The 23,598-nt window shown below is 43.7% G+C and carries 21 protein-coding genes; 12 read left to right on the top strand and 9 right to left on the bottom strand.

Translation table 11 applies throughout. The annotated features are described in order from the left end of the window. Positions 1 to 8 precede the first annotated feature (8 nt). On the bottom strand, positions 9 to 209 hold the full coding sequence (locus ACED42_RS11610) for a hypothetical protein (protein WP_009845676.1): 201 nt from the start codon (positions 207 to 209) through the stop codon (positions 9 to 11). A gap of 195 nt (positions 210 to 404) precedes the next feature. Here ACED42_RS11610 and ACED42_RS11605 point away from each other — a divergent pair, with 195 nt between their 5' ends. From ACED42_RS11605 to ACED42_RS11595, 3 genes are all read left to right on the top strand, one after another. Next, positions 405 to 719 (top strand): DUF496 family protein, encoded by a 315-nt coding sequence (locus ACED42_RS11605; RefSeq protein WP_004730049.1) that lies wholly within the window; start codon positions 405 to 407, stop codon positions 717 to 719. A 436-nt stretch (positions 720 to 1,155) separates the two neighbouring features. Continuing rightward, on the top strand, positions 1,156 to 1,782 hold the full coding sequence (locus ACED42_RS11600) for a D-Ala-D-Ala carboxypeptidase family metallohydrolase (RefSeq protein ID WP_009845677.1): 627 nt from the start codon (positions 1,156 to 1,158) through the stop codon (positions 1,780 to 1,782). Positions 1,783 to 1,947: 165 nt separating this feature from the next. After that, on the top strand, positions 1,948 to 2,184 hold the full coding sequence (locus tag ACED42_RS11595) for a hypothetical protein (RefSeq protein WP_009845678.1): 237 nt from the start codon (positions 1,948 to 1,950) through the stop codon (positions 2,182 to 2,184). A gap of 32 nt (positions 2,185 to 2,216) precedes the next feature. On the opposite strand, the gene ACED42_RS11590 is transcribed toward ACED42_RS11595, so the two are convergent. Next, positions 2,217 to 4,802: an ATP-binding protein gene (locus ACED42_RS11590; RefSeq protein WP_371702646.1), complete on the bottom strand. Its 2,586-nt coding sequence runs from the start codon at positions 4,800 to 4,802 to the stop codon at positions 2,217 to 2,219. A gap of 813 nt (positions 4,803 to 5,615) precedes the next feature. Here ACED42_RS11590 and ACED42_RS11585 point away from each other — a divergent pair. Further along, a complete protein-coding gene (locus ACED42_RS11585) occupies positions 5,616 to 7,052 on the top strand; it encodes a glyceraldehyde-3-phosphate dehydrogenase (RefSeq protein ID WP_009845680.1) in 1,437 nt (478 codons plus the stop codon). A 245-nt stretch (positions 7,053 to 7,297) separates the two neighbouring features. Here ACED42_RS11585 and ACED42_RS11580 read toward each other — a convergent pair whose 3' ends face one another. Beyond that, positions 7,298 to 8,377, bottom strand: coding sequence for a 2Fe-2S iron-sulfur cluster-binding protein (locus ACED42_RS11580; protein WP_371702637.1), 1,080 nt, complete (start codon positions 8,375 to 8,377; stop codon positions 7,298 to 7,300). A gap of 120 nt (positions 8,378 to 8,497) precedes the next feature. Beyond that, entirely contained in the window at positions 8,498 to 10,159 is a 1,662-nt protein-coding gene (gene hcp, locus ACED42_RS11575) for a hydroxylamine reductase (protein ID WP_012600311.1), read from the bottom strand. A gap of 276 nt (positions 10,160 to 10,435) precedes the next feature. Here hcp and ACED42_RS11570 point away from each other — a divergent pair, with 276 nt between their 5' ends. Then, positions 10,436 to 10,666 (top strand): hypothetical protein, encoded by a 231-nt coding sequence (locus ACED42_RS11570; protein ID WP_029222888.1) that lies wholly within the window; start codon positions 10,436 to 10,438, stop codon positions 10,664 to 10,666. A 53-nt stretch (positions 10,667 to 10,719) separates the two neighbouring features. Next, the gene (locus ACED42_RS11565; RefSeq protein ID WP_371702635.1) at positions 10,720 to 11,883 is read left to right on the top strand and encodes an alpha/beta hydrolase; all 1,164 of its coding nucleotides are present in this window, start codon (positions 10,720 to 10,722) and stop codon (positions 11,881 to 11,883) included. A gap of 109 nt (positions 11,884 to 11,992) precedes the next feature. Here ACED42_RS11565 and ACED42_RS11560 read toward each other — a convergent pair whose 3' ends face one another. From ACED42_RS11560 to ACED42_RS11550, 3 genes are all read right to left on the bottom strand, one after another. Then, entirely contained in the window at positions 11,993 to 12,607 is a 615-nt protein-coding gene (locus tag ACED42_RS11560; RefSeq protein ID WP_371702644.1) for a LysE family translocator, read from the bottom strand. A 100-nt stretch (positions 12,608 to 12,707) separates the two neighbouring features. Continuing rightward, a complete protein-coding gene (locus tag ACED42_RS11555) occupies positions 12,708 to 13,655 on the bottom strand; it encodes a LysR family transcriptional regulator (RefSeq protein WP_102249379.1) in 948 nt (315 codons plus the stop codon). Between the two features lie 93 nt (positions 13,656 to 13,748). After that, on the bottom strand, positions 13,749 to 14,210 hold the full coding sequence (locus ACED42_RS11550; RefSeq protein ID WP_371702633.1) for an Lrp/AsnC family transcriptional regulator: 462 nt from the start codon (positions 14,208 to 14,210) through the stop codon (positions 13,749 to 13,751). Positions 14,211 to 14,453: 243 nt separating this feature from the next. Here ACED42_RS11550 and yjeH point away from each other — a divergent pair, with 243 nt between their 5' ends. Beyond that, entirely contained in the window at positions 14,454 to 15,719 is a 1,266-nt protein-coding gene (gene yjeH / locus ACED42_RS11545) for an L-methionine/branched-chain amino acid transporter (protein ID WP_371702631.1), read from the top strand. A gap of 46 nt (positions 15,720 to 15,765) precedes the next feature. Here the strand turns inward: yjeH and ACED42_RS11540 are convergent, their stop codons facing one another. Further along, positions 15,766 to 17,223 (bottom strand): PLP-dependent aminotransferase family protein, encoded by a 1,458-nt coding sequence (locus ACED42_RS11540; RefSeq protein ID WP_371702630.1) that lies wholly within the window; start codon positions 17,221 to 17,223, stop codon positions 15,766 to 15,768. A gap of 90 nt (positions 17,224 to 17,313) precedes the next feature. Between ACED42_RS11540 and ACED42_RS11535 the strand changes: the two genes are divergently transcribed. Together ACED42_RS11535 and ACED42_RS11530 are read left to right on the top strand one after the other, a co-directional pair. Beyond that, on the top strand, positions 17,314 to 17,973 hold the full coding sequence (locus ACED42_RS11535) for a pyridoxamine 5'-phosphate oxidase family protein (protein WP_371702628.1): 660 nt from the start codon (positions 17,314 to 17,316) through the stop codon (positions 17,971 to 17,973). 82 nt (positions 17,974 to 18,055) lie between these two features. After that, positions 18,056 to 18,958 carry an urea transporter gene (locus tag ACED42_RS11530; protein ID WP_371702626.1) on the top strand — a complete coding sequence of 301 codons (903 nt, stop codon included), beginning with the start codon at positions 18,056 to 18,058 and terminating at the stop codon, positions 18,956 to 18,958. 6 nt (positions 18,959 to 18,964) lie between these two features. Here the strand turns inward: ACED42_RS11530 and ACED42_RS11525 are convergent, their stop codons facing one another. Beyond that, complete coding sequence (locus tag ACED42_RS11525) at positions 18,965 to 19,972, bottom strand: AraC family transcriptional regulator (RefSeq protein ID WP_017097042.1); 1,008 nt, start codon at positions 19,970 to 19,972, stop codon at positions 18,965 to 18,967. Positions 19,973 to 20,106: 134 nt separating this feature from the next. On the opposite strand from ACED42_RS11525, the gene ACED42_RS11520 reads away from it, so the two are divergent. The 3 genes from ACED42_RS11520 (at position 20,107) to codB (ending at position 23,593) form a co-directional block, all read left to right on the top strand. Next, the gene (locus tag ACED42_RS11520; protein WP_012600300.1) at positions 20,107 to 20,457 is read left to right on the top strand and encodes a hypothetical protein; all 351 of its coding nucleotides are present in this window, start codon (positions 20,107 to 20,109) and stop codon (positions 20,455 to 20,457) included. Then, positions 20,451 to 21,674, top strand: coding sequence for an HlyD family secretion protein (locus ACED42_RS11515; protein ID WP_371702625.1), 1,224 nt, complete (start codon positions 20,451 to 20,453; stop codon positions 21,672 to 21,674). The genes ACED42_RS11520 and ACED42_RS11515 overlap by 7 nt, the downstream gene beginning before the upstream one ends. Positions 21,675 to 22,354: 680 nt before the next feature. Then, on the top strand, positions 22,355 to 23,593 hold the full coding sequence (gene codB, locus ACED42_RS11510) for a cytosine permease (protein WP_371702623.1): 1,239 nt from the start codon (positions 22,355 to 22,357) through the stop codon (positions 23,591 to 23,593). Positions 23,594 to 23,598 lie beyond the last annotated feature (5 nt).

Raw genomic sequence — 23,598 nt, 5'->3', positions numbered from 1 at the left:
AGTTATGGCTAATGCTCAGACAAAATCGGTACTCGTTTCTTTCTGCCTTGTTCATCAATCATTATGATCTTAGAACGATTTAGCTCTATTTCCACGACTTCCAAATTAGTGCGCTCTTGTACATACGCATCACGAAGCTTATTTTGTTCTGCCGAAGATTCAACGACATCGTCGCCCAAATCTTCTGTTTCCAATTGTTGTTGATTCATTTCACATGTCGTATCAATGCAGTATCTAAATGGGATACTAACTTGAACGGTAAGATAAAAACAATCGTACGTTAGAGAGAGTGACGAATAATTAAACAACCTTACTTTTGCTTTGATCTAAATACTGTTACATCATCAATTGATGTGCTTTAATCAGAACCAGACAACGTATTTGACGATTAGGAAAAGGAATCTATGAGCAGCGTATTTGAAATTGTTAACCAAGCACGACGTAAGAACAAACTTAAGCGTGAACTTTTAGACAACGAAAAGAAAGTTCGTGACAACCGCAAGCGTGTCGACCTTCTTGATAACCTACTTGATTACATCAAGCCAGAGATGACTCACGACGAGATCCTAGGCATTATCAAAAACATGAAAGCTGACTACGAAGACCGCGTTGATGATCACATCATCAAGAGTGCAGAGATCTCTAAAGCTCGTCGCGACATCAGCCGTCGTATTCGTGAACTAACAGAAGAAGACAAGCAAACTCAAGGTAAGAAGTAATCTAACCTAACGAATTTACTTGCAATAATGTTAGGGCGTGTTGACCTTTCGAGGTTAAATTTTGTTCGAGATAAAAGCGTTTTAATCGCGGCGAGGGGGAAGTAGCCTAGTCACTATAAGCAAATCTCCCTCAACAAAGAGTAAAGCGCTTTTAGCCGAACCCTTCGGGCAGCGTTTGCTGGTCATTTCTACTGCGTTATCGGCTTCTCATGTAGGCTAGCTACACATCGACGCCTTTGTCTTGTATAAATACCCAGCAACTCGCTGCAAAAACCAGCTCGAAAGGTCAACACGCCCTCATAACCCACTCTTTGTAGTGGGTTTTTTTGTGCCTAAATTCCGGCGTCTATACTTAATCGAACGTAATATCCTTAGTGTACGTAAGTAACTAGGTGAACGTTAATAACTAGGCGAACCTAAGCGATGGAGAGACTTTATGTACGGAAGTATTCTGATTACCTTGGCACTATCAACAACGCAACCTTACCCTGAAAAATTTGAGAAACTTTATACCGAAGAAACCGAAATCACTTATGACGACCTCGTGGTCGATGTTCATGGCTACAAAGTTCCCACGAGATCAGCATTTCGAGGTTGGATGCTCCTTAACCACGCCCAAGATCAAGTCAAGGCGATCGGACAGCAACTCAAAGATAACGGCATCACCCAAAGCATGCCTCTGCACTTAGTCTTGTTGCAAGGCACCGACTGGGCAATGAGCAACACCACTCTGTTTACCCTACCCAATAAAAAGCATGTACCAAAAATGATTAATACCCTTAAGTACATTCAACAATATATTGAGCCTGAGATTGGCGTTGTTATTCCTGTGTCTGGAGAAAGAACCGATATCTACAATAAGCAAGCGGGTGGCGCACTGCGAAGTAAACACTTAGAGTTCTGCGCTTTAGACTTAGTGCCTGCTAATGATATTACTCGCGAAAACCTACACGTGAAGCTTAAAAAGATTCATGCAGAATTTGGGCAAAAGAATAACGTTGGACTGGGTTTGTATTCTGGTGTTCGATTCCACATCGATACTTGTGGATTCAGACAGTGGTAAGCACACAAAAGGGTCATAAAGACACAAAAATCAATAGAGTCACTATGACTCACGAATAGAATCACGAAAAATTAAACTATTGATTTAAAACTAAAAATATAACTGGAACGCTAATTGCTATTGATAACAAGTATCATAATTATTAATAGCAATTAGGAATTCAATATGAAGACGATGACTCAACGCTTTCAAACTCTACTTTCTGTTTCAAATTTCAGTTTAGCTATCACCGCCTTGCTAATGCTACTCAGTATTATTGTTGCTTATCCGATGGCCGATTACTTCTCACTACCCATTCAAATTTTCGCACACATCAGCACCATATTAGTGGCCGGGTTACTAAAAATCAGCTACGTAGGCCGCTGTGTTGCACAATACAGCCTTGGGCAAGAAGTACGCTAAATCACACAGCGCTAGCCTTGATACTGGAACCATTAGACAATATCAAGGCTACTGAAAAGATCATACAGTTGGTGGGATTTATAAGGTTTTGGCAAGTAGGCGTTCATGCCTGCTTCAAAGCAATTTTTGATGTCCTCTTCTAAGACACTAGCGGTTAAAGCAATAATGGGTAGTGGTGGGGCTTGTTGATCTGTCTCCCACTCTCGAATCACACGAGTTGCCGTTATACCATCCATAACTGGCATCATGCAGTCCATTAGAATGGCATCAAACTGAGCGCCCTGGGTGATGACATCGACCGCTTCTTGGCCATTACTGGCAATCAAATATTCATAGCCCGCTTGCTCAAGGAAGAAGCTCGCTATCTTCTGATTCATCAGGTTGTCTTCAACAATCAGAATACGTCGATTCAGAGAACGAACTTCTTCATCTTTTACTTCCACCGTCGGTGATTGTACTTCACCGGCATCAAGCGATCGTAGGCTGTTTAAGAAGCGTCTACCCAAAAATGGTAATGTATGGGTCGAGTGAACCGTTTCTGTGATTAGATTGGTTTTAAATAGGTGATGCTGGCACACAATAACGCGAGTCAGCGGATACAACGCCTTTAACGCCTCAAGATCTTTCCTCATAGAGTGATGCAGCGTGTGACAATAAAGTACCAAGTCACTTTCTTTCAGGCTCTCACCAAGATCCGAAATGGATGACACAACATTAGGTCGAACATTTAAGCGCTCGCACTCTTTGACCAATTGATCTAGGTAATTGAAAGAATTAGAAATAATTGTCGCACGGCTTAGGTTATCGAACGTTTGAGCGTGAGCCTCGACCGTGTCTACGTACAAACAAAAGGTGAATGTAGAGCCTCCTCCTTTCACTGAGCGTGCGGTAATATAGCCGCCCATCAAGTCAACAAGCTGCCGACAAATCGCAAGCCCTAGCCCTGTACCGCCGAATTGGCGAGTAATACTGCCATCTTCTTGAGTGAAAGGTTCAAAAATGGACTCTAGCTTCTCTGGCTCAATCCCAATCCCGCTATCAGACACACTGCATTCAAGCTTACCTCGCCCCAAAGACATCGGTGTATAAGCAATATCCGTTGTAATCGTGCCTTTTGAGGTAAATTTAATAGCATTAGACAGCAAATTGGTTAGCACTTGTCGAACACGGTACTCATCGAAAAACAGCTGTGTTGGGGTTTGAGCATCAATGTTGATATCGAGTTCAATGTCTTTACTGATCGCTTTCGACAAAATTACGCTCACAGAGTCGTAAACCGCTTCTCGCAAATCGGCATTATGCGGCGACAACATTAAGTTACCCGACTCTATCTTAGAAAGATCGAGAATGTCATTGAGTAACACCAACAACGAATGTGAAGACGACTCTATATCCTCAAGTACCTCTTGTTGGTTAGCGCTCAGTTGGCTCTGAGATAAAATTTCCGCCATACCGATAATTCCGTTAAGCGGCGTACGTATTTCATGGGACATGTTCGCTAAAAATGCACTCTTGGCTTTATTCGCAGAAATCGCATCTTCTTTTGCTTCTATCAACTCTTGGTTGTGTTGTTGATTGCGCTCCATAACTCTATTTAAAGTATCTACAAATTCAGCGAGCTCATCATTACCGTTGGTTTGTATGGCTTTATGCTTACCATCAGCGCATTCCGAAACCCCTTTTAAGATAAGTGATAGATTTCTATTTAAACGCAGAGAAGTGGTTGAGCTTAACCATAATAAGACACCTGCGACAGCAAGTATCAACAACGTCATTACCAAGGTTTGCTTTTTTTGTCGGTCAATACTCTTCGTTAAATCCAATTGAAGTTGCTTGGTATAAGCACCAACCGCCTTTGAGATCGCCAGTTTCTTTCGCTCTAAACTTTCCACATGTTCATATATTTCAGGTGCCGAGAAGTCACCTTTGAGAAGCCGAGCAGTAAAACGGTCTTGAAATTCATCTTGGGAGAACATGTTTAACAGTTTGCTAATTTCCAGCGAGTGGCTGTCTGATCGTAAAAACGTACCTAACAGCTGTTGTTGCCTGTCTAAAGCACCAACATAGCTCAATAAATATTGATCGATCAGCTCTGGAGAACGATACAAGCGGTAACTCAGCCACGCTTCTCGCTGAGTCCAGAACACGTAGTGAGTAAGATTGATAAACATCGCATCTGTTTGGCTGATCTTTTCGTCCACTATATTGGCACGATATTCAGACAGCTCCATTAACACGCCTTTTAACAGGTCAAAGGCTCGTTCTGTTTGCTGTGCGTTGCTGACAGTAATCTGTGATGCGTCGCTGTCAGTACTAGTGGTTACCCGCGCGAGCTTCTTTAACACACTCTTTAACTCAATCAACTGCGGCTCGACAGTCCAACTGTTGTCGAACTGTTGAAGTTGTATTTCGTAATGAGCAAGCCTATCCACTTCCGCTTGCAGCTTTAAAAACAATGGACCTTTCTCTGGGGAGTCTTTAGACAGCACTAACCATTGATAAGCACCACTTGAAACAGCATTAAAAGATTGAAGTGCTTCCACCTTAATTCGCGTTGCTTCAAGGTGATTCATCTTCTTATCGTTCTTGAGCACTTCATTGACTGTAAACCCAAACATGATGAATACAGAAACTGTTGAAAGAAAAATAAGACGCCATCTAATTGACATATTTATCATTTTTATAACGACTCCTTTCCCGATAGTATTTTTACCTAGCCCAATATAAGAATAGGACATTAACAGGAGTTATTGATCAAATTGAATATGAACAAATGACATTATGAGCTAATCATAGGGAATTCGCGTCAGTCGTTATCCACACACAGGATTTAAGGAGGAAGGTCTGTTTTAAACAAGTGAAAGGATAAGGTTATGCCTCTAGATGACCGCAAGTCACTGCTCTAGAAACCAATAAACACCAAAGTTAAGTCAAATTTGTGAGATCTAATCGTTTGCGTCACGAACTTTCTGTACTCAAACTCAGCTTATTCAAAGGTCGAACAAGAAAACTCGCTGAATACCTTATCTGTCGTTTACTTTTTAAGTGTAACTAGTGCTAATGATCACATCTTCAATAATCGCAATTCCCTTTATTACACATCATGTTTTGATCTGAGTATTTTTTGGCGAAAATTAAGTGCTACAGACTGTTAAAGTCAATAGCCTTTCTTGACACTAAAACCTTAATTTATGACCAATTAAAAGCCAATTTTCAGACAATTAATCTATGTTTATTTTTCCTAGCAGAATAACTCGTCGTACCTTACAATCCTGCCACATAAAAATTACAAATTACACACAAGGCATATCAAGCAAATTTAAGTGGCGTAAAGACCACCAAAGCTTAGATAGCTCAACTCCCCCATGCACTCATGGCTACCCTACATTCGCTATGATTGCAGAAATTAACGTGAAAGGTCCCGAGTAAAGATGAGTCCCGAAAAGCACCTCCTAGACTGGCAAACTAGTCAAACTATTGCTGAATCAATCGCTCCTACTTTAGGTCAGTTGTACCGCCAAAAAGGCGTTGAAGTTATCCTCTTCGGTAAAACACTGGTTAACGCAACAACTATCGACATCATCAAAGCTCACCGCATCGCAAAACGTTACACAGGTTCTCCGCTTACCGCAGAACAGACTCAACCCATCATTCAACACCTTCTCTCTATGGACTTGTCTCCATGTCGTATCGATGTTGGTCGCCTTGCTCATACATTCTGGCAAGATCGCGAAGACACACACGGGTTGGATGATTTCCTACAAACTGCACTTTTAGAGTCGCTTGAAGGCGAGGCGATGACAGAACCTCGTGATGTTGTCTTGTATGGTTTTGGTCGTATTGGCCGCTTGCTCACTCGTCTATTGATCGAGAAAAGTGGCCCAGGTTACCCACTGCGTTTACGTGCAATTGTTGTTCGTGGCGGCAAAGATGGTGACTTAGAAAAACGTGCAAGCTTGCTACGTCGTGACTCTGTTCATGGCCAATTCAACGGCAGCATCGTTGTAGACCAAGAACGTAAAGCGATCATCGTTAACGGTAACTTCATCCAAGTTATCTACGCAAACAAGCCAGCAGAAGTGGATTACACATCTTACGGTATCGAGAATGCACTTGTGGTTGATAACACAGGTGTGTGGCGTGACGCTGAAGGCCTAAGCCAGCACGTTGCGTGTAATGGTGCGAAGAAAGTTCTACTGACTGCGCCAGGCAAAGGTGAAATCAAGAACGTCGTATTTGGTGTAAACCAAAATGACATTCAACCAGAAGATACGATCATCTCTGCTGCAAGCTGTACAACAAACGCAATTACGCCAGTATTAAAAGCGGTTCACGACAAGTTTGGTGTCCTATCAGGTCACATCGAAACGGTTCACTCATTTACCAATGACCAAAACCTAATCGACAACTTCCACTCAGGTGATCGTCGTGGTCGTGCTGCGTCATTGAACATGGTACTGACATCGACTGGCGCTGCTAAAGCGGTATCAAAAGCGATGCCAGAAATGGAAGGTAAGCTAACAGGTAATGCGATTCGCGTACCTACGCCAAACGTTTCAATGGCAGTAGCAAACCTAAACCTTGAGAAAGGCACAAACAAAGAAGAGTTGAACGAATACCTACGTGAAATGGCGCTATCTTCAACTTTATCTGCACAGATTGATTACACCGACTCAACCGAGATTGTATCTACCGATTTGGTTGGTTCTCGCCACCCAGGTGTGGTTGACGGTGTTGCAACTATCGCGCAAGACAACCGCGCTGTTCTTTACATTTGGTACGACAACGAGTTTGGCTACAGCTGCCAAGTTGTTCACTGTATGGAACAGATGATGGGTGTTCGTTACAAGACATACCCTGAAGTTTAAACGACTTCGATCTTGTAACTAACTCAGCGCAAACGGCTCCACAACATAATAATTATATCTGCGAAGTCTATTATGGGCTTTGCAACCCTTCTTGTTTTACTCCCCCGTATAAACAGGAAGGTTGCCACTTAGATCTGCTCTCTCTATCTGATCTAAGTGGCCTTTTTACATCTGTTACTTTAATTTTGGTCTCTATTACGCCAACTTTGTCTTCTTCACTCTAACAAAGCTCGACTTCACACCTGTTACAGCTCAACCTCAACATCTGACTGAATCGTACTCGAACACGCAAGGACATAACCTTGCTCAATCTGTTCTGGTGTCAATGTTTCTTGGCTGCTTGATTCCACTGAACCTTTGGTTACTTTGCACTTGCATGAACCACAAATCCCACTGCGACAGGCAATAATAATCGGAACACCAGCTTTCTCTAATGAATCAGCCAGTGGTGTACCCGCTTCCGCTTCTACTTCTGCGCCAAATGCAGGTACAAACACCTTAACGGCACCATTTGAATCTGCAGACGCTTCCGCTTGTGACTCTTCTGAAGCTGTATTGCTATTGGCTAGTGAATCCGTGTTTGGGTTCGCTGGCGTGAAACTTTCTTGATAGAAATTTTCCATGTTGAATTCTAGTTCTTTCAGGTAGCTTTCTATGTTTTGCATAAAGCCAACTGGGCCGCACAGATAAACAGTTCGGTCTAAAATATCTGGGCTTAGTGTTACCAACCAACTCTTGTCTAGACGACCTTGAGGAGCTAATGTTCCTTCACTGTCTTTTAGCAGCAATTTAAGATTGAAGTTGCTGTGCGCCTCATCTAATTGATGCAGTTCTTGAAAGTAAATGGTCTCACGCTTATTGCGTGCCATGTGGACGAAGTCGATCTCAATATCACTGCCTTGAGCCAACCAATACTTTGCCATCGCCATCACAGGAGTGATACCGCAACCCGCACTCACTAGCGTCACTTTTTTGGTCGTCGTTGGCATGCAATCAATACAGTTAAACGCACCAGCAGGCTTCAATACAGAAACCTCATCACCTTCATCAAGTTCATCAACAATAAAGTTCGAAACCAAGCCACCTTCCACACGCTTTACCGTCAGCTTCAGGCGATTATCTTCAGGGCAAGAAGCCACAGAATAGGCACGGTAATCGGTTTTCGTCGGCATATCTAAACCCAGAGTAATGAATTGCCCTGGCTTAAAGTTGAAATGTAAGTCTTGTGGAACGCTGCCAAGCTCAAAGCTGACCGTATCTGGCGTCTCATGCCATTTCTTTAAACACACTAAATTGATTGAATCGCTATCCGACCATGCATACATAGTTCGTGTACCTTGCTAGTGACTAGATGATTAAATGACTAAATATTTAAATCGAAAAAGCCTCGCAGCTGTTTGTTTTATTAAAAACGTCACAACAACGAGGCTTCAGGTTGGCTTAAATTAAGCCGCTAAGATTGTTTTAAGATCTTGTTCTGGCGTTGAAATAGAACGCATATCGAACTCGTCTTGCATAATCTTAAGTAGGTTTTCAGTTAGGAACGCAGGTGCTGTAGGGCCTGTGTAGATACCTTTCACACCTAGAGCGAACAGAGTAAGCAAGATAACGATCGCTTTTTGCTCGAACCAAGATAGAACCAGCGTTAACGGAAGTTCGTTGATACCACAATCAAACTCTTGAGACAGTGCGATAGCAAGCTGAATCGCAGAGTAAGCATCGTTACATTGGCCAACATCTAACAGACGTGGGATACCGTTAATGTCGCCGAATTGGTTTTTGTTGAAACGGAATTTACCACATGCCAATGTCAGGATTACTGAATCTTCTGGCGCTTGAGCTGTGAAGTCTGTGTAGTAACTACGTTCAGATTTGTCACCGTCACAACCACCGACTAGGAAGAAGTGTTTGATATTGCCTTCTTTCACTTGCTCAACAACCGCAGGTGCCGCTTCCATCAGTGCGTTACGACCAAAACCGACAGTGATCATTTGCTCGATCTCGTCGTGTTTGAAACCTTCTTGCGCTAGTGCACAATCAATTACTGCGCTGAAATCGTCGCCTTCAAGGTGATCAACACCCGGCCAGCCCACGATGCTGCGTGTAAATAGACGGTCTGCGTAAGAACCTACATCAGGGTTAAGCAGGCAGTTAGACGTCATTACAATTGCGCCAGGGAAGTTAGCGAATTCTTTTTGCTGGTTCTGCCAAGCGCTGCCGTAGTTACCCGCAAGGTGTGGGTACTTGTTTAGCTCTGGGTAACCGTGTGCTGGTAGCATCTCACCGTTAGTGTAAACGTTGATTCCCTTGCCTTCAGTTTGTTGAAGAATCTTTTCTAGATCATGTAAGTCGTGACCAGAAACAAGAATACAGTGACCTTTTTTAGTCTTCACATTCACGGTTGTTGGTTGAGGGTGACCAAAGGTATCTGTCTCGCCTTTGTCTAGCATTTCCATTACTTTGTAGTTCATCAAGCCAATCTGCATTGATGTATCAAGTAACTGTTTTAGATCGGATGGATCTGTACCTAGGAACGCCATGATTTCATGGTATTCAGCAAAAATAGCGTCATCAGTTTGACCAAGAACACGAGCGTGCTCCATGTAGGCTGCCGCACCTTTTAAGCCGTATAGGCAAAGAAGACGAAGACCAATCACATCTTCGTGTTGAGAATCGTGACCACGGTTTACAGCAGCTTGAGGCGCAAGTGCCAATAGCTCTGAAGAATCTGTTGGAAGATCGAACTGTGCTGCTGCAGAAAGCTCTGGAATTTCAAAACCAATCAATGTTGCTGCTGCACGAACTTTTTGCTCTAAACGCTGCTTGAATTCATGAGACTGTTGTGCGAATTCGATAATACGAGCAGGGTCGAAGTTAACGTTAGTCAGTGTTGCGAAGAACGCTTTTGGCGCCCACTCATCAACTTCTGTATCAATAACATCGCAAGCGCGACCTAAGCTTGCCCAAAAAGAAACGCCTTGAAGAGAATGCACCAACACGTCTTGAAGGTCGGATACTTCCGAGGTTTTTCCACACATGCCTTGTGCGAAAGAACAGCCTTTTACGGTTGGGGTTTGAATTGTTTGTTCACATTGAATACAGAACATATAAGGGGCTCCAGTAATTTTTTATTAGCTGTAAGTACTTTGCTTACAGTGACTTATTCCACCCCCTATAGAGCATCAAGCGTGCCAACTTTTAAGTTATTGATTTTATGGAACTTACTGTTATTCCATAATTTTAGTGCGTGATTATGACTACATATAAACTCTCAATCCACACACACCTGTGTCATAGTGACTCTCTGATATTTATTAACGGTGTTCATGTTTCGTTCAGAATGGAAGCGATATAGTAACAACATAGAGAAAAGAGGAATGAATATGAAAAATATCTTAGTTACGATTGTTGCGTTGTTTACTGGCCTATTGGCGTTATTCACGAGCTTGATTCTTGCTATTCCTTTAGCTATTGCAGCTTTAATCACTGGCAAGCGCATTCAGAATCAAATGAAAAAACAGGGTTTCGGAGCTCACATGAACACACGTCAATCATCTACCAGTGATGCCGGTGTTATTGAAGGTGAATACGAAGACCTTTCAAGCAGAAAGTAATCTAAACTTCAGTTTCAGACATAGTAAAAGAACAACAGAGACAACATCAAAAAATGCATAGAAATACCATTCTAACGCTACTCGCCTTAACGACTTTAAGTCTCGTTGGTTGTTCCAACGAGACAACGATACCTGCTTACGAAACATCTCCAAACTTGCCTGAATATCAGCAAGACAGCTTTGATGCCTACGTCAATGAAACTCAAGATTGGTTATTGAAAAACCGTGTATTCATGACCAAAGACAAGCAGCTAGAGATTCGACTCAATTCACCCACCGAATACAAACCTGCGGCACCTAACGGTAAGGCAGTTTTATTGGTACATGGTTTAGGTGATTCTCCGTACTCATTTAAAGACATCGCAACGCACTTAGCAGAACAAGGCTACCTAGTGAGAACGGTATTGCTACCGGGCCACGGCAGTCGTGTTGGCGACTTAATGCAGCCAAACTTAGAAGATTGGCAAGGTGTTGTAGCTCATCATACGAAGCTATTGGAGCAAGAGTATGATTCTGTTTGGCTTGGCGGTTATTCAACAGGCGCGAACCTCGTAACTTCGCAGGCGATGAACGATCCTAAGATCTCTGGATTACTGTTATTTTCTCCTGCGTTCCAACCGAGTTCGTCTGCGGTTCAATATGCAGGGCTAGCAAGCTACTTTGTCACTTGGGCGGATCAAGATCCTGAAGACAATGTATTGCGTTACAACTCACTGCCAATGAATGGTGCCTCGGTTTACTATGAGACATCAGAAGTGGTTCGTGAAGACTTACAAGATAAACACTTCGATAAGCCAGTGTTTATTATGATGAGTGAAGGCGACAGTGTGATTGACACCAGTTTCGTTCAACAAGCGTTTACTGAATCGATGCCCAACCCAAATAACGTGTTGATTTGGCAAGGGGAAACCACACTTGACGATCCTCGCGCTGTTCAATACAGCATGAAGATCCCAGAGCAACGTATTTCGAACGGTTCTCATATGGGCTTACTGTTCTCACCAAACAATCCTTACTACGGGATCAATGGTAGCGAGAAGATCTGCTCCAATGGTCAAGAGGAAGGTTTTGAAGCACAGTGCAACGCCACAAGTGAAGTGTGGTACTCAGCGTGGGGATATCGTGAAGAAGGCAAAAACCATGCGCGTTTGACCTACAACCCGTACTTTTCAGACTCGATGCAAAAGCTCGATGCAGTTCTGAATTCGGAAGGTTAACAAGCTCAAGTCTTTCGAAACCAATCCATAGAAGTCAAAAAGGCTCACTAGATAACGTCTAGTGAGCCTTTTTAATGGATATCGTTTCTTACCAATATATGGACTACCGCTATATCGTCCACACCACGCGCACAGCGAGCAGAATCAACACCACGCCTGATAATCGATCGATCAACTGCGCTTTTGCTCGAATGCGCTCTACGATCAACGGGCTAGAGAGCACCAAAGTGATAAAGGTATACCAAAGGCCATCAACAATCAGCGGCGTTGAGACAATAATCACTTGATTGCTCAGTTCATTACCTAACGCCACAAATTGGCTAAATAGAGCGATAAAGAACAGAGCGATCTTAGGGCTCAAGATAGAGATCAAGAAAGCTTCGCGAGCAGACTGTATGTAGCTCATCTGTTCACCCGCTTCCAATTTCGCGGCAACTCCACCTTTCGAACGCAACGCGTTTACACCGAGATAGAGCAGATACGCTGCACCCGCTAAACTGATCCCTTTGAACAACATTGGTGATTGCTCAAGCACAACGGCTAAACCGACAATGGTTGCGAACGCGTAAATACCTATGCCCGCAGCGTGTGACCAAGCTGCGATAAGTCCGTTCATACGGCCACCAGCCAAACTATGCTTAGCGATCATCGCCAAGCTTGGGCCCGGAGACATTGCACCCAACAAGCAAATCGCTAACAAAGAAAACCAAATTGTTACTGTCATCATTCCATTCCTAGTAAAACAAAGCGCTCTAGCTGAACACTCTACAATTAATACTCAATACTTAGCGCTTACAATAAGCCGCAGTAGGTATTATTTGAAATCAAAGATTATCATCACTGGTATGATTAGAAATCATACTTATATTGTAACTCGACTTTTGAATGGCTTTAAACGCTTTCTCTCGAGCCCATTTATGGGCAGAGTCGTTGTCATACTTAGGATGCCACATCAGCCAATAGGTATGCATTTCTGTCTCAAACGGCAGAGAAAAGTAAGCGACATCGAGATGACGACCCAAGTTATAAGCAATATGCTCCGGCACAATCATCAAGTAGTCGTCTTGCATTAACACGTTTCCCGCCGATGAAAAGAACGGTACCTGCAACGCGATTCTGCGTTTATGTCCCTGTTTCTTTAACGCAATATCCGAATAACTGTCTTTGTCTCCCCCACCCGTGACTTTGATATGTGAGTAACTCACGATGTCTTCCGAGCTTATGGCTGATTGCTTAGCCAACGGATGAGAGGCTCTCATCAAACACACGGATTTATCCTCTCCGAGCTTGATACTTGAGACATGATCCGGCTTTTTGGGGAACATACTCGACGCCAAATGAATACCTGATTCATTGAGCGTTTCAAGGAAGTTAGGCTGCCATAGACGATAAGCCAAGTTGATATGAGGCGCGTCCTTCGACACCTCGGACACAATAATGGGCAAAATATACTGAGCAACATAATCACTCGAAGCCAACACCAATTCACCTTGCCAATCTTGTGGATCAAATGGCTTATCATCTAATAAGTGGTCAAACTCGCCAAGCAAGTCGTCGAGCTTGCCTTTAAGCAATAAAGCGCGGTTGGTTGGAACCAGTTTGTTCCCATCACGAACCAAAAGAGGATCACCACATAGATCTCTAAGCTGAGCCAGTTGACGGCTCACCGCCGACTGCGTGATGTGCAGACGCTGAGCGGCTCGACTGACATGGCACTCTTCAAGAAGTACATGCAGCGACCGCAGTAAATTTAAATTGATATTACCTAACATCAGCAACCTTAGAGTGAATAAGAATAGAGCGAGTAAGAATAAGTTGAGTAAGTACTGACAAATGACGACACGGTGAAGGTAAGCGGCATCAACTCAAGACATATTAAAAGACGAAGTTTGCTTGTTGAAGAATTCCGTTAAGACAGTATGAGTCATAAGATGTCGAAGTTCAGGATAGCCTTGCAGCTGGTCGCGAATTTGGTTCAAACGCTCCATGCTTTCAACTTCAACATAAAGCATCATGTCGGTCTCACCGCTAATAGAGTGACACCACTGCACACCGTTAATGGCGTAGATATTTTTAGCGTAAGACTCACAATTATGGTTACTGCTCGACATGTCAAACTTCAAAGAGATATAAGCGCCAACGTTCTTCGTTAAATCAGGCTCGGTCACCTGTGCACAATATCCTGTGATGATCTTATCGTTTTCCAGCTTCTTGATTCTGGCGTTCACTGCAGAGCGAGACAGGCTGACATCTCTGGCGATATCGCTCACTGAGCATCGAGCGTTAGTTTTTAGAATATCTAAAATTTGGCGATCAAATTTATCCATGCTTCTGATTCTTTCCATTTATTGTTCTATTTATAACGCCTAATTTGACACAACTTTCCTACTTATAACAGCCATTATGACCGCCGACACTTTCACGCTTAATCAAATTAATACCGTTAAATTGACGGTGTCTTAAGACGTTTCGCTAGCTGTATTATTGATGTCGACAATGTATGCTTTCAATCTCAGCCTCACAAGACTGCACCATAAAACCGATATCAAAGCCAATAGCAAGGACAGCGAATGACGCAACTCAAACAAGAAATCACGCTTATTTCAGGAATTGGACAACTCTCTACGACCTTGCTTGGCACAGGATTGTTTATGATCCCAGCTATCGCAGCAGGCATTGCAGGGCAGTTATCGCTATTAGCATGGTTAATCCTGTTTATCGCCATTTGCCCGATTGCACTAACCTTCGCAGCATTAGGGAAACGCTACCCCAATGCAGGAGGCACGGCCTATTTTGTGCGCCAAGCATTCAGCGAGCGATTAGAAACCAGTGTGGCTTGGTTGTTTGTGAGTGTTATTCCTGTCGGTATTCCAGCGGCGATTGCATTGGCAGGAGGCTTTGCTCAACAACTGTTACCAGCACCACTCGACACACCATTAGGTGCTCAATCCTTTACCATCGCTCTGCTTATTGCCGTCAATTTGATGGGCAGTAAGTCTTCAGGCCGCTTGCAAACCGTGATTGCCTTGTCGATTTTTGCTTTAGTCAGCGCTTTTGTCTGGAAAGCCGACATCACAGCAGCTGACATCGCAGTTCCGACTATGACATCCGATTCAATGTGGTCTATTGGTGCAGCACTGGCGGTTATGTTTTGGTGCTTTGTAGGAATCGAAGCCTTTGCTCACATGGGAGAGGAATTTAAGAATCCACAGCGTGACTTCCCCATCGCCATCATTACCGGGTGTTTCGTCGCAGGCTTGGTGTACTGGGCTTGTTCAGTGGTTATTATCAAGCTAGGCGCTTATGGTTCGCCGGAATTTGATGCGGCTTCTATCCCGTGGGTGACAGAGCAACTGTTTGGCAATGGCTTTAAAACCGTCATCAGTGTACTTGGCTTCTTTGCTTGTTTTGCTAGCCTAAACCTTTACACCCAAAGCTTGTCTCGCATGATTTGGGCTCAAGCTCGCCAACACACTCCGACCAATAAAATGGCGCAGCTCAACAGCCGTGGCGTACCACTTTATCCAACCTTAGCAATCGGCTTTATTGCGCTTATTTCGTGTGTAATCGGCGAGCTGTCTAATTTGGATCTCGAATTCTTTCTTAAACTCGCCAATGGTATTTTTGTTCTAGTTTATCTGCTTGCGATGTTAGCGGCCTGCCGATTACTGACTGGCGCATCGAGATACACAGCCATGATTTCACTGGTCATCTGTACCTTGGTGTTTATCTGCCTAAGTTGGTCGATGCTCTATGCAGTGACTGTTTTTGTGACATCGTCACTCCCTTGGCGCAAATGGTTGGGTAAACCCACCGTCTCTATCGACAAGTTGTAACTCGATTAGTGATGAATCAGAAAATTGTAAACAAGCCCTACCAATATTACTGATAAAAAAGCCGAGCGATCTGTTTGATCTTCGGCTTTATGTCAGCCAGTCGGATATTACCAAACCCCAGCACTGCACCACTCCAATCACGAGCATCACTTGATCCATATTCATAAAAGTCAAAAGGACGAATGATGATATTTTCAAACTCTGCTCTACGGCTCCACTCATGTTCAGATATCCCTTGATACCACTTCACTGTCACATGTAGCCCAGCAGCCTGACTGATCACTTCAAGATCGCCATGAAACTCACTTTTAATCGCTTCTATCATCGCTTCATGCTTGAGTTTGTATGAACGACGCATCTTTCTAATATGGCGCAATAAATCGCCTTCACGTACAAAGTCCGCCAGCGCTTCTTGTGTATGTGAGGCCGTGTCTCCAGTGAGCGCATCTTTAATCTCAAGACACTTCGCCACCAGACTTTCTGGCACCACCAAATAACCTAGTCGCAAGCCATTGAACATCACCTTACTCAGCGATCCGACATAGATGATGCGATCATCGAACCCTAACTTTCCCGCTAACCCTTGCATGCTGGTATAAGGGCGATGAGCAAACTGAAACTCACTGTCGTAATCATCCTCAATGATCCATGACTGATGTTGATTGGCCCAATCGATCAGTTTAAGTCGTTGCTCGGTATTCAAGGTCGTGCCCATTGGGTATTGGTTACTCGGCGTGACATACAGAGCCTTGGCGTTACTGGACAGCACTTTTTCAATATCTAATCCAACCTTTTCACGCACACTCACACCGTCTAGCTCTAGCCTCAACAGATCGATGATTTTATGCACTTGTCGATAGCCGGGCTCTTCCACAAGGATTTTGTCCCCCATCGCTAACGTCGCCATCAGACCAATTGAGATGGCTTGCTGCGCACCTGCGGTGATGATGATTCTATCGGCACTGCAGTGAACCGAGCGACTACTCGCAAGATACCCGCTCAATGCTTCCCTCAAGGCCAAGCTTCCCTGAACCTCTTGATTACCCGCAATGTTCTGACGTGTAGAGTGACGTTGCAGCAATCTCTGCCGTTTCGCAAAAGGGAACGCATCTAAGTCAGGGACTCCGGGCGCAAAGCTGCGGTTAATGTCGTTAGGTTTCGCTATGTTTGCACTCGACTTACTTATTACGTGCTTAACCTGTGTACCCTGAGCACTGTTTGACTGAGACAAACTTAGAAAGTGCTCTGGTTGTTCAACCGAGACATAAAACCCTGAACCTTGCTTGCTCTCGATATAGCCTTCGGTGACCAGTTGCTCGTACGCATAAATCACTGTATTTCGACTCACCGATAACTCGACGGCTAGCTTACGTGTAGAAGGTAACTTACTGCCCTTACTCCATAAATCTTGAACAATCTTTTCTCTGATCGCATGAAACAAGGCGGTTTGACGTGTGTCATGTTGCTCGTCTAACTGCAGGTCACCGACATCAATAGGCTGCATAACTGGATCCAAATAGTGTTTAAAAGTGGCTCTATTTAATAGACCAGTTAATCGCTACATTAATCAAAAGGCAATGATTAAGGAGCGATTATGTTATCTAACACGAAAAGAACCACGATTAAAAAAGGGGCTCACAAAGCCGTATTTGAACAAGAGAAACTTCATCAAATCATAGATGAGAGCTTAATCGCACACATTGTATTACAAGGCGAACAAGGACCAATGGTTATCCCAATGCTCGCGTGGCGAGTGGATGATATGGTCTACATCCATGGCGCAAAAAACAGCCGCTTGTTGAAAGGCTTAAAAAAAGGAGAGCCTACCTGTTTAACGTTCACTTTGTTCGATGGTTGGGTGTTAGCTCGCTCTGCATTTCATCACAGTGCGCATTATCGTTCTGCTGTGGTATTGGGTTCTTTTTCAGTTATTGATAACAACCAAGAAAAGGATCGCTTGTTGAACATCTTTATTGAGCAAATCGCGCCGGGAAGAACCGACGAAGTCAGGCTCAGTAATGAGAAAGAGCTCACCGCAACCGAGCTTTTGGCGATACCTTTAACGGAAGCCTCCGTGAAGATTGGTAAACATGGTGTGAATGATGATAAAACCGATATGGATATCCCAGTATGGGCTGGCGTATTACCTTATCGAACGGTCGTAGGGCCATTAGAAACGGTGCCTGAGCAAGAAGGCGTTATCGATAAGCCTGATTATCAAGCAGCCTATGGCGAACGATGGTATCAAAATTAGCACGACAAGGTGGTCAGCGAAGGATAGTTGTATACAATCTGGTTTATCAAATTTTTAACATAACTAAATAGTTAATCAGACAATGCAGAAGAATAAGGAAACTCTCCCACTTCAAGGCTTGCTCAACGGTATTGGGCAAGTCTATTTCACTCCGTCGGTCATGACGTCGTTTCTGCTATTGTTTGCCATTTCTATCGAGTCACTTGCGCTGGCTTTGCTTACCTTATTCGGTGCGAGTTGCAGCTACGGATTTTCCTTACTGACCAATAAACCGTCTCATGATATTGAGAATGGCATGTATGCACTAAATGGCGCACTGATTGCTTTGTTCATCGGGAATTTTTTTGAAGTAAATGGGTGGCTGATTTTAGTAGTAGCCCTCGGCTCGCTCATTACCGTACCCATCGCCAAGATCGTGTTTAGCTTTAAGAAGTATCGCGGTTACACAAGTGCCTTTATCCTCACCTCTTGGCTGATTTATGCTATCCAATCAGCCTTGGAGCTATCGGCATTTTCTCCATCCAACTCCGCATTGATACCCATCATCAGTCTTGAGGTAGACTCGTGGTTCAGCTTACCAACAGCGGTGCTCCCGTTATTGAAAGGGATCAGCCAAGTCAGCTTTATCGATAATGCACTATCGGGTCTAGTCATCTTGGTTGCCATCGCACTCAACAATATCAAGCATGCACTATGGGTAGTACTCACAGTGTTAATCAGCACTGTTTTTAGCCACATGATTGGCGCTTCTGGCGCGCTAATTGAGCAAGGTCTTTACGGGTACAACGCCACTCTTGCCACTCTAGCACTTGTGCTCTATCCGCGAATTCCTTGGCCGTTAATCCTATTAGGCATGCTGTTGAGCTGTCTCATCACACTTGGTTTTCATGAACTGTCACTGCTACCACTTACCGCGCCTTTTGTCCTTAGCACTTGGATAATCGTTTACCTATCCACTCATTTTAAAAAGCTAGATGAAGACTAATGATGATCAGTATTGACTATCAAAACGCTCAATATACTGCTTAGGCGTCAAACCTCGATGTTTCTTAAACATCCGATTAAAGCTCGCGACGTTGGTATAACCTAACCTCTTCGAGACCTCTTCCACTGGCACTGAATACATCAGTAGCTCTACCGCCACGTTGCTTAACGCATACCCCATAATGGTAGAAAAATTGATGCCCGATTTATGCAAACGGCGTTGAAACTGCTGCTCAGAGAGCCCTAATAAACTGGAAACCTTGTGAAGGGTTGGTAAACCAAAGTGGCGACTGTAGTTGATCATCTCATAGGTGACCTTATGTTCATCACCAGCATCTGGCATGTTTAGATAGTTATCCAAGTCATGAAAGTTCATCGCCAGATTTGCTTTACTGTTCGATAGTGATTGATTGATGGATAACCTCGATTCACTCGGGATCCAAACCTCTGTGCGAGGCTGTCCCCATTGAATCGTACAGCCGAAATATTCATGGTAGAGGTCAACATTCTCTCGACGACCGGCTATTGAAACCGCGACGGGTTTAAAGTCATCACCCAAATATCGACGTAAAATCTTCATAATGAAAACCGCGACTCTTATTGAGTCATGCACTTTACCCGTTTCTGAGTAAGCAGGATTGTCGTAGCACCATTTAATCATTGTCCCTACCTGTGCACCGTATAAGAACGCACCAGACTGTAAACAGTGCAGGCCGATGTTCACTCGGCGGATCGTAGAAGCAAGATCATGTCCAGAAAAAAACCAGTTGGTTAACGGGCCTAATTTTTCAATATCCACTCGGTCAGACAGTTTCAGAATAATATCTGGATCATTAGTTTGCTGTTCAAGAAACCCATACCATTTATCGACTTCATTGACCGGAATAAGATTCATTGAGTTAGTAAACACAGACTTCGGAATACCTAAACGCTCCGTATTAACCACAGGGTTTGTGACAGCGTGTTGATAAATACCCAAAATCCCTAACGCTCTTAAGAAGTTACAATTGTTCATTAGTCGCTAACCCTTAGAAAGGAGATCATAGATCAAATCATATAATTGCCATTATCGAAGTAATTAGTAAATTTACAACCTGTAAATCCAACTTCCATCACACTCGGCGTTCAAATTTTACTTAGGGTTGATCAATGAGTTTACTAAGTGTCCCATTTGTTGGAACAGGCGCAGACACCGCATTACACGTCGTAGCTGGCGTTGTGTTGGTCGCAACAATCGCAGCTGCATGTTACGGCTTTTGGCGTGTTCATGAATTACCAATCAATAAAGCCCACAGTAAAGAGCATCACCAGCTCGGTTTAATCACAGCTTTAACTTGGATTGGCTTCATATGGCACTGGGTATGGGTACTTGCCGTCATTTTAGCGTTTGTTGATATGGAAAAAGCCATCATAAACCTGAGAGACACATGGAAAGCACCTGCGGAACCAACAGAACAACAAGTTAAGAATGATCAAGATGGGGAGAGCCAAACATGTTAGAAGGCTTAGCTCTGTGGGCACTGTTCATCTATCTACTTAGGCTTATTGGTATGCCATGGAATAAGGGCACCAAAGCATTTTCTTATCTAGGTGGTACATCATGGTTATTGTTTGTTTGGGTTGGACTCATTAACTACACTCCGATGGATCTCTCTGGAGGTTCAGTCGTTCAATCACCACACATTCAGCTGCGTCCCGATTCAACTAATGTGTCGGGAAAAACTTCCAAAGTCCACATCGACCCAAACCAGGATGTGACTGAAGGACAGCTAATTTACGAAATTGATGACACTAAATATGTCATCGCAAGAGACAAAGCCAGCGTTCAACTTGAATCTGCAGAGGTCGCTTTAGACACAGCTCGTCAAGAAGTGAGCATTGCAAAAGTCAGCTATCAATCGGCGCTTGAAGACATCAAAGCTTCAGTCGCACAAATAGATTCGGCTAAAACTGACTTAGTACTGCAGTCAAAGACGCTTGATCGTTACCAGAAGCAAAACAAAGTGGTAGAACATACGATCACTGAAACTGACATCGACCAACAAACAGCAAAGGTAGACTTAGCGACGTATAACGTTACGACATTGGAATCTCAGCTTAGCAAGAAAGAAGTCGATGCCGAGAATGCGAAGTTGAACATCCACAAAGCTGAAACCAATGTGAACAAGAAGCAAACTGAGGTCGATTCAGCAAAGGCAACACTGGCACAAGCACAGTGGGACTTGAACAGCACCAAAGTCACGGCACCGACTGACGGCTTTGTAACGAACTTTATTCTTCGTGAAGGTCAGCGTGTTTCAATGATGCCTCGTATCCAGATGTATACCGAAGAGAAGTACGTGCTGATGCGAGTTAACCACCAAGCGATTCGTAATATTAAGGTCGGTCAACCTGCGGAATTTGCGACAGCGGTATACCCAGGAAAAGTGTTCTCTGCAACCGTAGAAGGCATTGTAGAAGCCACTGGTGAAGCGCAAGCAAGTTTGCTGGGTATCGATGAGCAGGTTCGTGTTACCACAGGCAAAAACCTTCAGAACAAGCACCACTTTGTTCGTTTAAAAATTGATGAGGCAGAGGGTTACGATATTCCTGTTGGCTCTGTCGGATTAGCGTGGGTAAGCGGTGAGAAGCCTATCAGCTTTATGGCGTTCCTAGACGTAATACGCGGGATCATCATTAGAATGAAGTCTCAACTGTACTTCTTCTACTCCATCTAATACTTCCTATTGGCGAAGCAATACCCAAGCCCGTGCGCTCTTAGATCGCACGGGCTTTTTGTTTATTTCACCATTCGTCGCCAGAAAGAACACAAACCCGAAAAACGAATAAACACTCTAAAGTTGCAAATCGCAATTGCATTTTGCAATTAGGCATTGCAAAAACGCAAATTAAACGCTCAAATACGCACCAGATTGCTATAAAACTGCCGTTTTACGTGGTTTTAAAAGTTGGCACACTAACTGCAATGTATATATTGACCCTTCTTAAGCCGAGGGTCACCTAGCCAACTGACGTTGTTAGTGAACCTATTCTTGTTCACAAAATATATAGGCCAATTGCGATTATTGCGATTGGCTATTTTTTTGCCTGCAGTTTGGCCAACCGCCCTCTTTTTCGATACAGACACCCATTCAGACGTATAATAACAAGCATTCATAGCCAACCAAGAACAGCAGATAACCAACGCATTATAGAAAACGTTTTCTATTTATTTTTTTAAAATAAAGGCAGAAAATAACCCTATGTTTTACAATATAATTACTGCAATAACTGGTTTTTAGGGGCCCTTATTGACAAAATTGGCATTGACTATGTGATTTATATCACCATAATGCGCACGTTTGCCTGCAATACGGCGACCGTTAATTTTAATTTTGATCATTTGCGGAGGTAAAAAATGGCTGCTGATAATAACTACAGTCTAGGGCCGGTTCCTACATCGGCTAGGAAAGGAGTCGCTTCACTCACCATGGTAATGCTTGGACTCACTTTCTTCTCTGCAAGTATGTGGACAGGTGGTTCACTCGGGACAGGTCTTTCATTCAACGATTTCTTCCTCGCCGTTCTCATCGGTAACCTAATCCTCGGTATTTACACTTCTTTTCTTGGCTACATCGGCTCATCTACTGGCCTCTCTACCCACCTTCTTGCTCGTTTCTCTTTCGGTACTAAAGGCTCATGGCTTCCTTCTGCTTTACTTGGTGGTACACAAGTCGGTTGGTTTGGTGTGGGTGTTGCGATGTTTGCTATTCCAGTACAAAAAGCAACGGGCATTGATACCAACACCTTGATTATCGTATCTGGCTTGTTGATGACGGGTACAGTGTACTTCGGCATTAAAGCGCTAATGGTGCTTTCAGCGATTGCAGTGCCTGCGATTGCGATTCTGGGTGGTTACTCAGTACTGACTGCGGTAGACAGTGTTGGTGGACTAGAGCAACTGCAACTTATTAAACCAGAGACGCCAATGGACTTCTCAATTGCGCTAGCAATGGTTGTAGGTTCGTTTGTAAGTGCGGGTACGTTAACTGCCGATTTCGTTCGCTTTGGTAAAAAGCCAGCAAGCGCCGTGTTAATTACAATGGTTGCGTTCTTCATCGGTAACTCGCTGATGTTTATCTTCGGCGCTGCAGGAGCAGCAGCAACCGGTCAGGCTGATATTTCAGATGTGATGATCGCGCAAGGTCTGCTGCTTCCAGCCATCATCGTGCTTGGCTTGAATATCTGGACAACCAATGAAAATGCACTTTATGCATCCGGTTTGGGTTTATCTAACATCACTGGTCGCTCAAGTACTACAATGTCTATCATTAACGGCATTATCGGTACGATTTTCGCACTTTGGTTATACAACAACTTCGTTGGTTGGTTAACCTTCCTTTCGCTGGCGATTCCACCAATTGGTGGCGTAATCATCGCCGACTTCTTCGCGAACCGTAAACGTTACAAAGATTTTGCAAATGCAGAGTTCCAAACCGTTAACTGGGCTGGCATTATCGCGGTAGCAACTGGCGTAGCCGCTGGTCACTTCCTACCTGGCGTTGTTCCTTTGAACGCAGTGTTAGGTGGTGCAATCAGCTACCTCGTGCTTAATCCTCTATTGAACAAAAAAGCTCTGAAATCTCAGGCCGCTTAAGGACA

The sequence above is a fragment of the Vibrio sp. FF145 genome, assembly GCF_041439075.1.
In the GTDB taxonomy this organism is placed as follows: Bacteria; Pseudomonadota; Gammaproteobacteria; order Enterobacterales; family Vibrionaceae; genus Vibrio; species Vibrio tasmaniensis_A.
The sequence above is the reverse complement of the archived record's forward strand: the minus strand, read 5'-3'. Positions and strand labels throughout refer to the sequence as shown.

Coding starts and splice junctions, on each gene's coding strand:
- ACED42_RS11610 (WP_009845676.1), bottom strand. CDS start 209: ATGAATCAACAACAATTGGAAACAGAAGATTTGGGCGACGATGTCGTT.
- ACED42_RS11605 (WP_004730049.1), top strand. CDS start 405: ATGAGCAGCGTATTTGAAATTGTTAACCAAGCACGACGTAAGAACAAA.
- ACED42_RS11600 (WP_009845677.1), top strand. CDS start 1,156: ATGTACGGAAGTATTCTGATTACCTTGGCACTATCAACAACGCAACCT.
- ACED42_RS11595 (WP_009845678.1), top strand. CDS start 1,948: ATGAAGACGATGACTCAACGCTTTCAAACTCTACTTTCTGTTTCAAAT.
- ACED42_RS11590 (WP_371702646.1), bottom strand. CDS start 4,802: ATGTTTGGGTTTACAGTCAATGAAGTGCTCAAGAACGATAAGAAGATG.
- ACED42_RS11585 (WP_009845680.1), top strand. CDS start 5,616: ATGAGTCCCGAAAAGCACCTCCTAGACTGGCAAACTAGTCAAACTATT.
- ACED42_RS11580 (WP_371702637.1), bottom strand. CDS start 8,377: ATGTATGCATGGTCGGATAGCGATTCAATCAATTTAGTGTGTTTAAAG.
- hcp (WP_012600311.1), bottom strand. CDS start 10,159: ATGTTCTGTATTCAATGTGAACAAACAATTCAAACCCCAACCGTAAAA.
- ACED42_RS11570 (WP_029222888.1), top strand. CDS start 10,436: ATGAAAAATATCTTAGTTACGATTGTTGCGTTGTTTACTGGCCTATTG.
- ACED42_RS11565 (WP_371702635.1), top strand. CDS start 10,720: ATGCATAGAAATACCATTCTAACGCTACTCGCCTTAACGACTTTAAGT.
- ACED42_RS11560 (WP_371702644.1), bottom strand. CDS start 12,607: ATGACAGTAACAATTTGGTTTTCTTTGTTAGCGATTTGCTTGTTGGGT.
- ACED42_RS11555 (WP_102249379.1), bottom strand. CDS start 13,655: ATGTTAGGTAATATCAATTTAAATTTACTGCGGTCGCTGCATGTACTT.
- ACED42_RS11550 (WP_371702633.1), bottom strand. CDS start 14,210: ATGGATAAATTTGATCGCCAAATTTTAGATATTCTAAAAACTAACGCT.
- yjeH (WP_371702631.1), top strand. CDS start 14,454: ATGACGCAACTCAAACAAGAAATCACGCTTATTTCAGGAATTGGACAA.
- ACED42_RS11540 (WP_371702630.1), bottom strand. CDS start 17,223: ATGCAGCCTATTGATGTCGGTGACCTGCAGTTAGACGAGCAACATGAC.
- ACED42_RS11535 (WP_371702628.1), top strand. CDS start 17,314: ATGTTATCTAACACGAAAAGAACCACGATTAAAAAAGGGGCTCACAAA.
- ACED42_RS11530 (WP_371702626.1), top strand. CDS start 18,056: ATGCAGAAGAATAAGGAAACTCTCCCACTTCAAGGCTTGCTCAACGGT.
- ACED42_RS11525 (WP_017097042.1), bottom strand. CDS start 19,972: ATGAACAATTGTAACTTCTTAAGAGCGTTAGGGATTTTGGGTATTTAT.
- ACED42_RS11520 (WP_012600300.1), top strand. CDS start 20,107: ATGAGTTTACTAAGTGTCCCATTTGTTGGAACAGGCGCAGACACCGCA.
- ACED42_RS11515 (WP_371702625.1), top strand. CDS start 20,451: ATGTTAGAAGGCTTAGCTCTGTGGGCACTGTTCATCTATCTACTTAGG.
- codB (WP_371702623.1), top strand. CDS start 22,355: ATGGCTGCTGATAATAACTACAGTCTAGGGCCGGTTCCTACATCGGCT.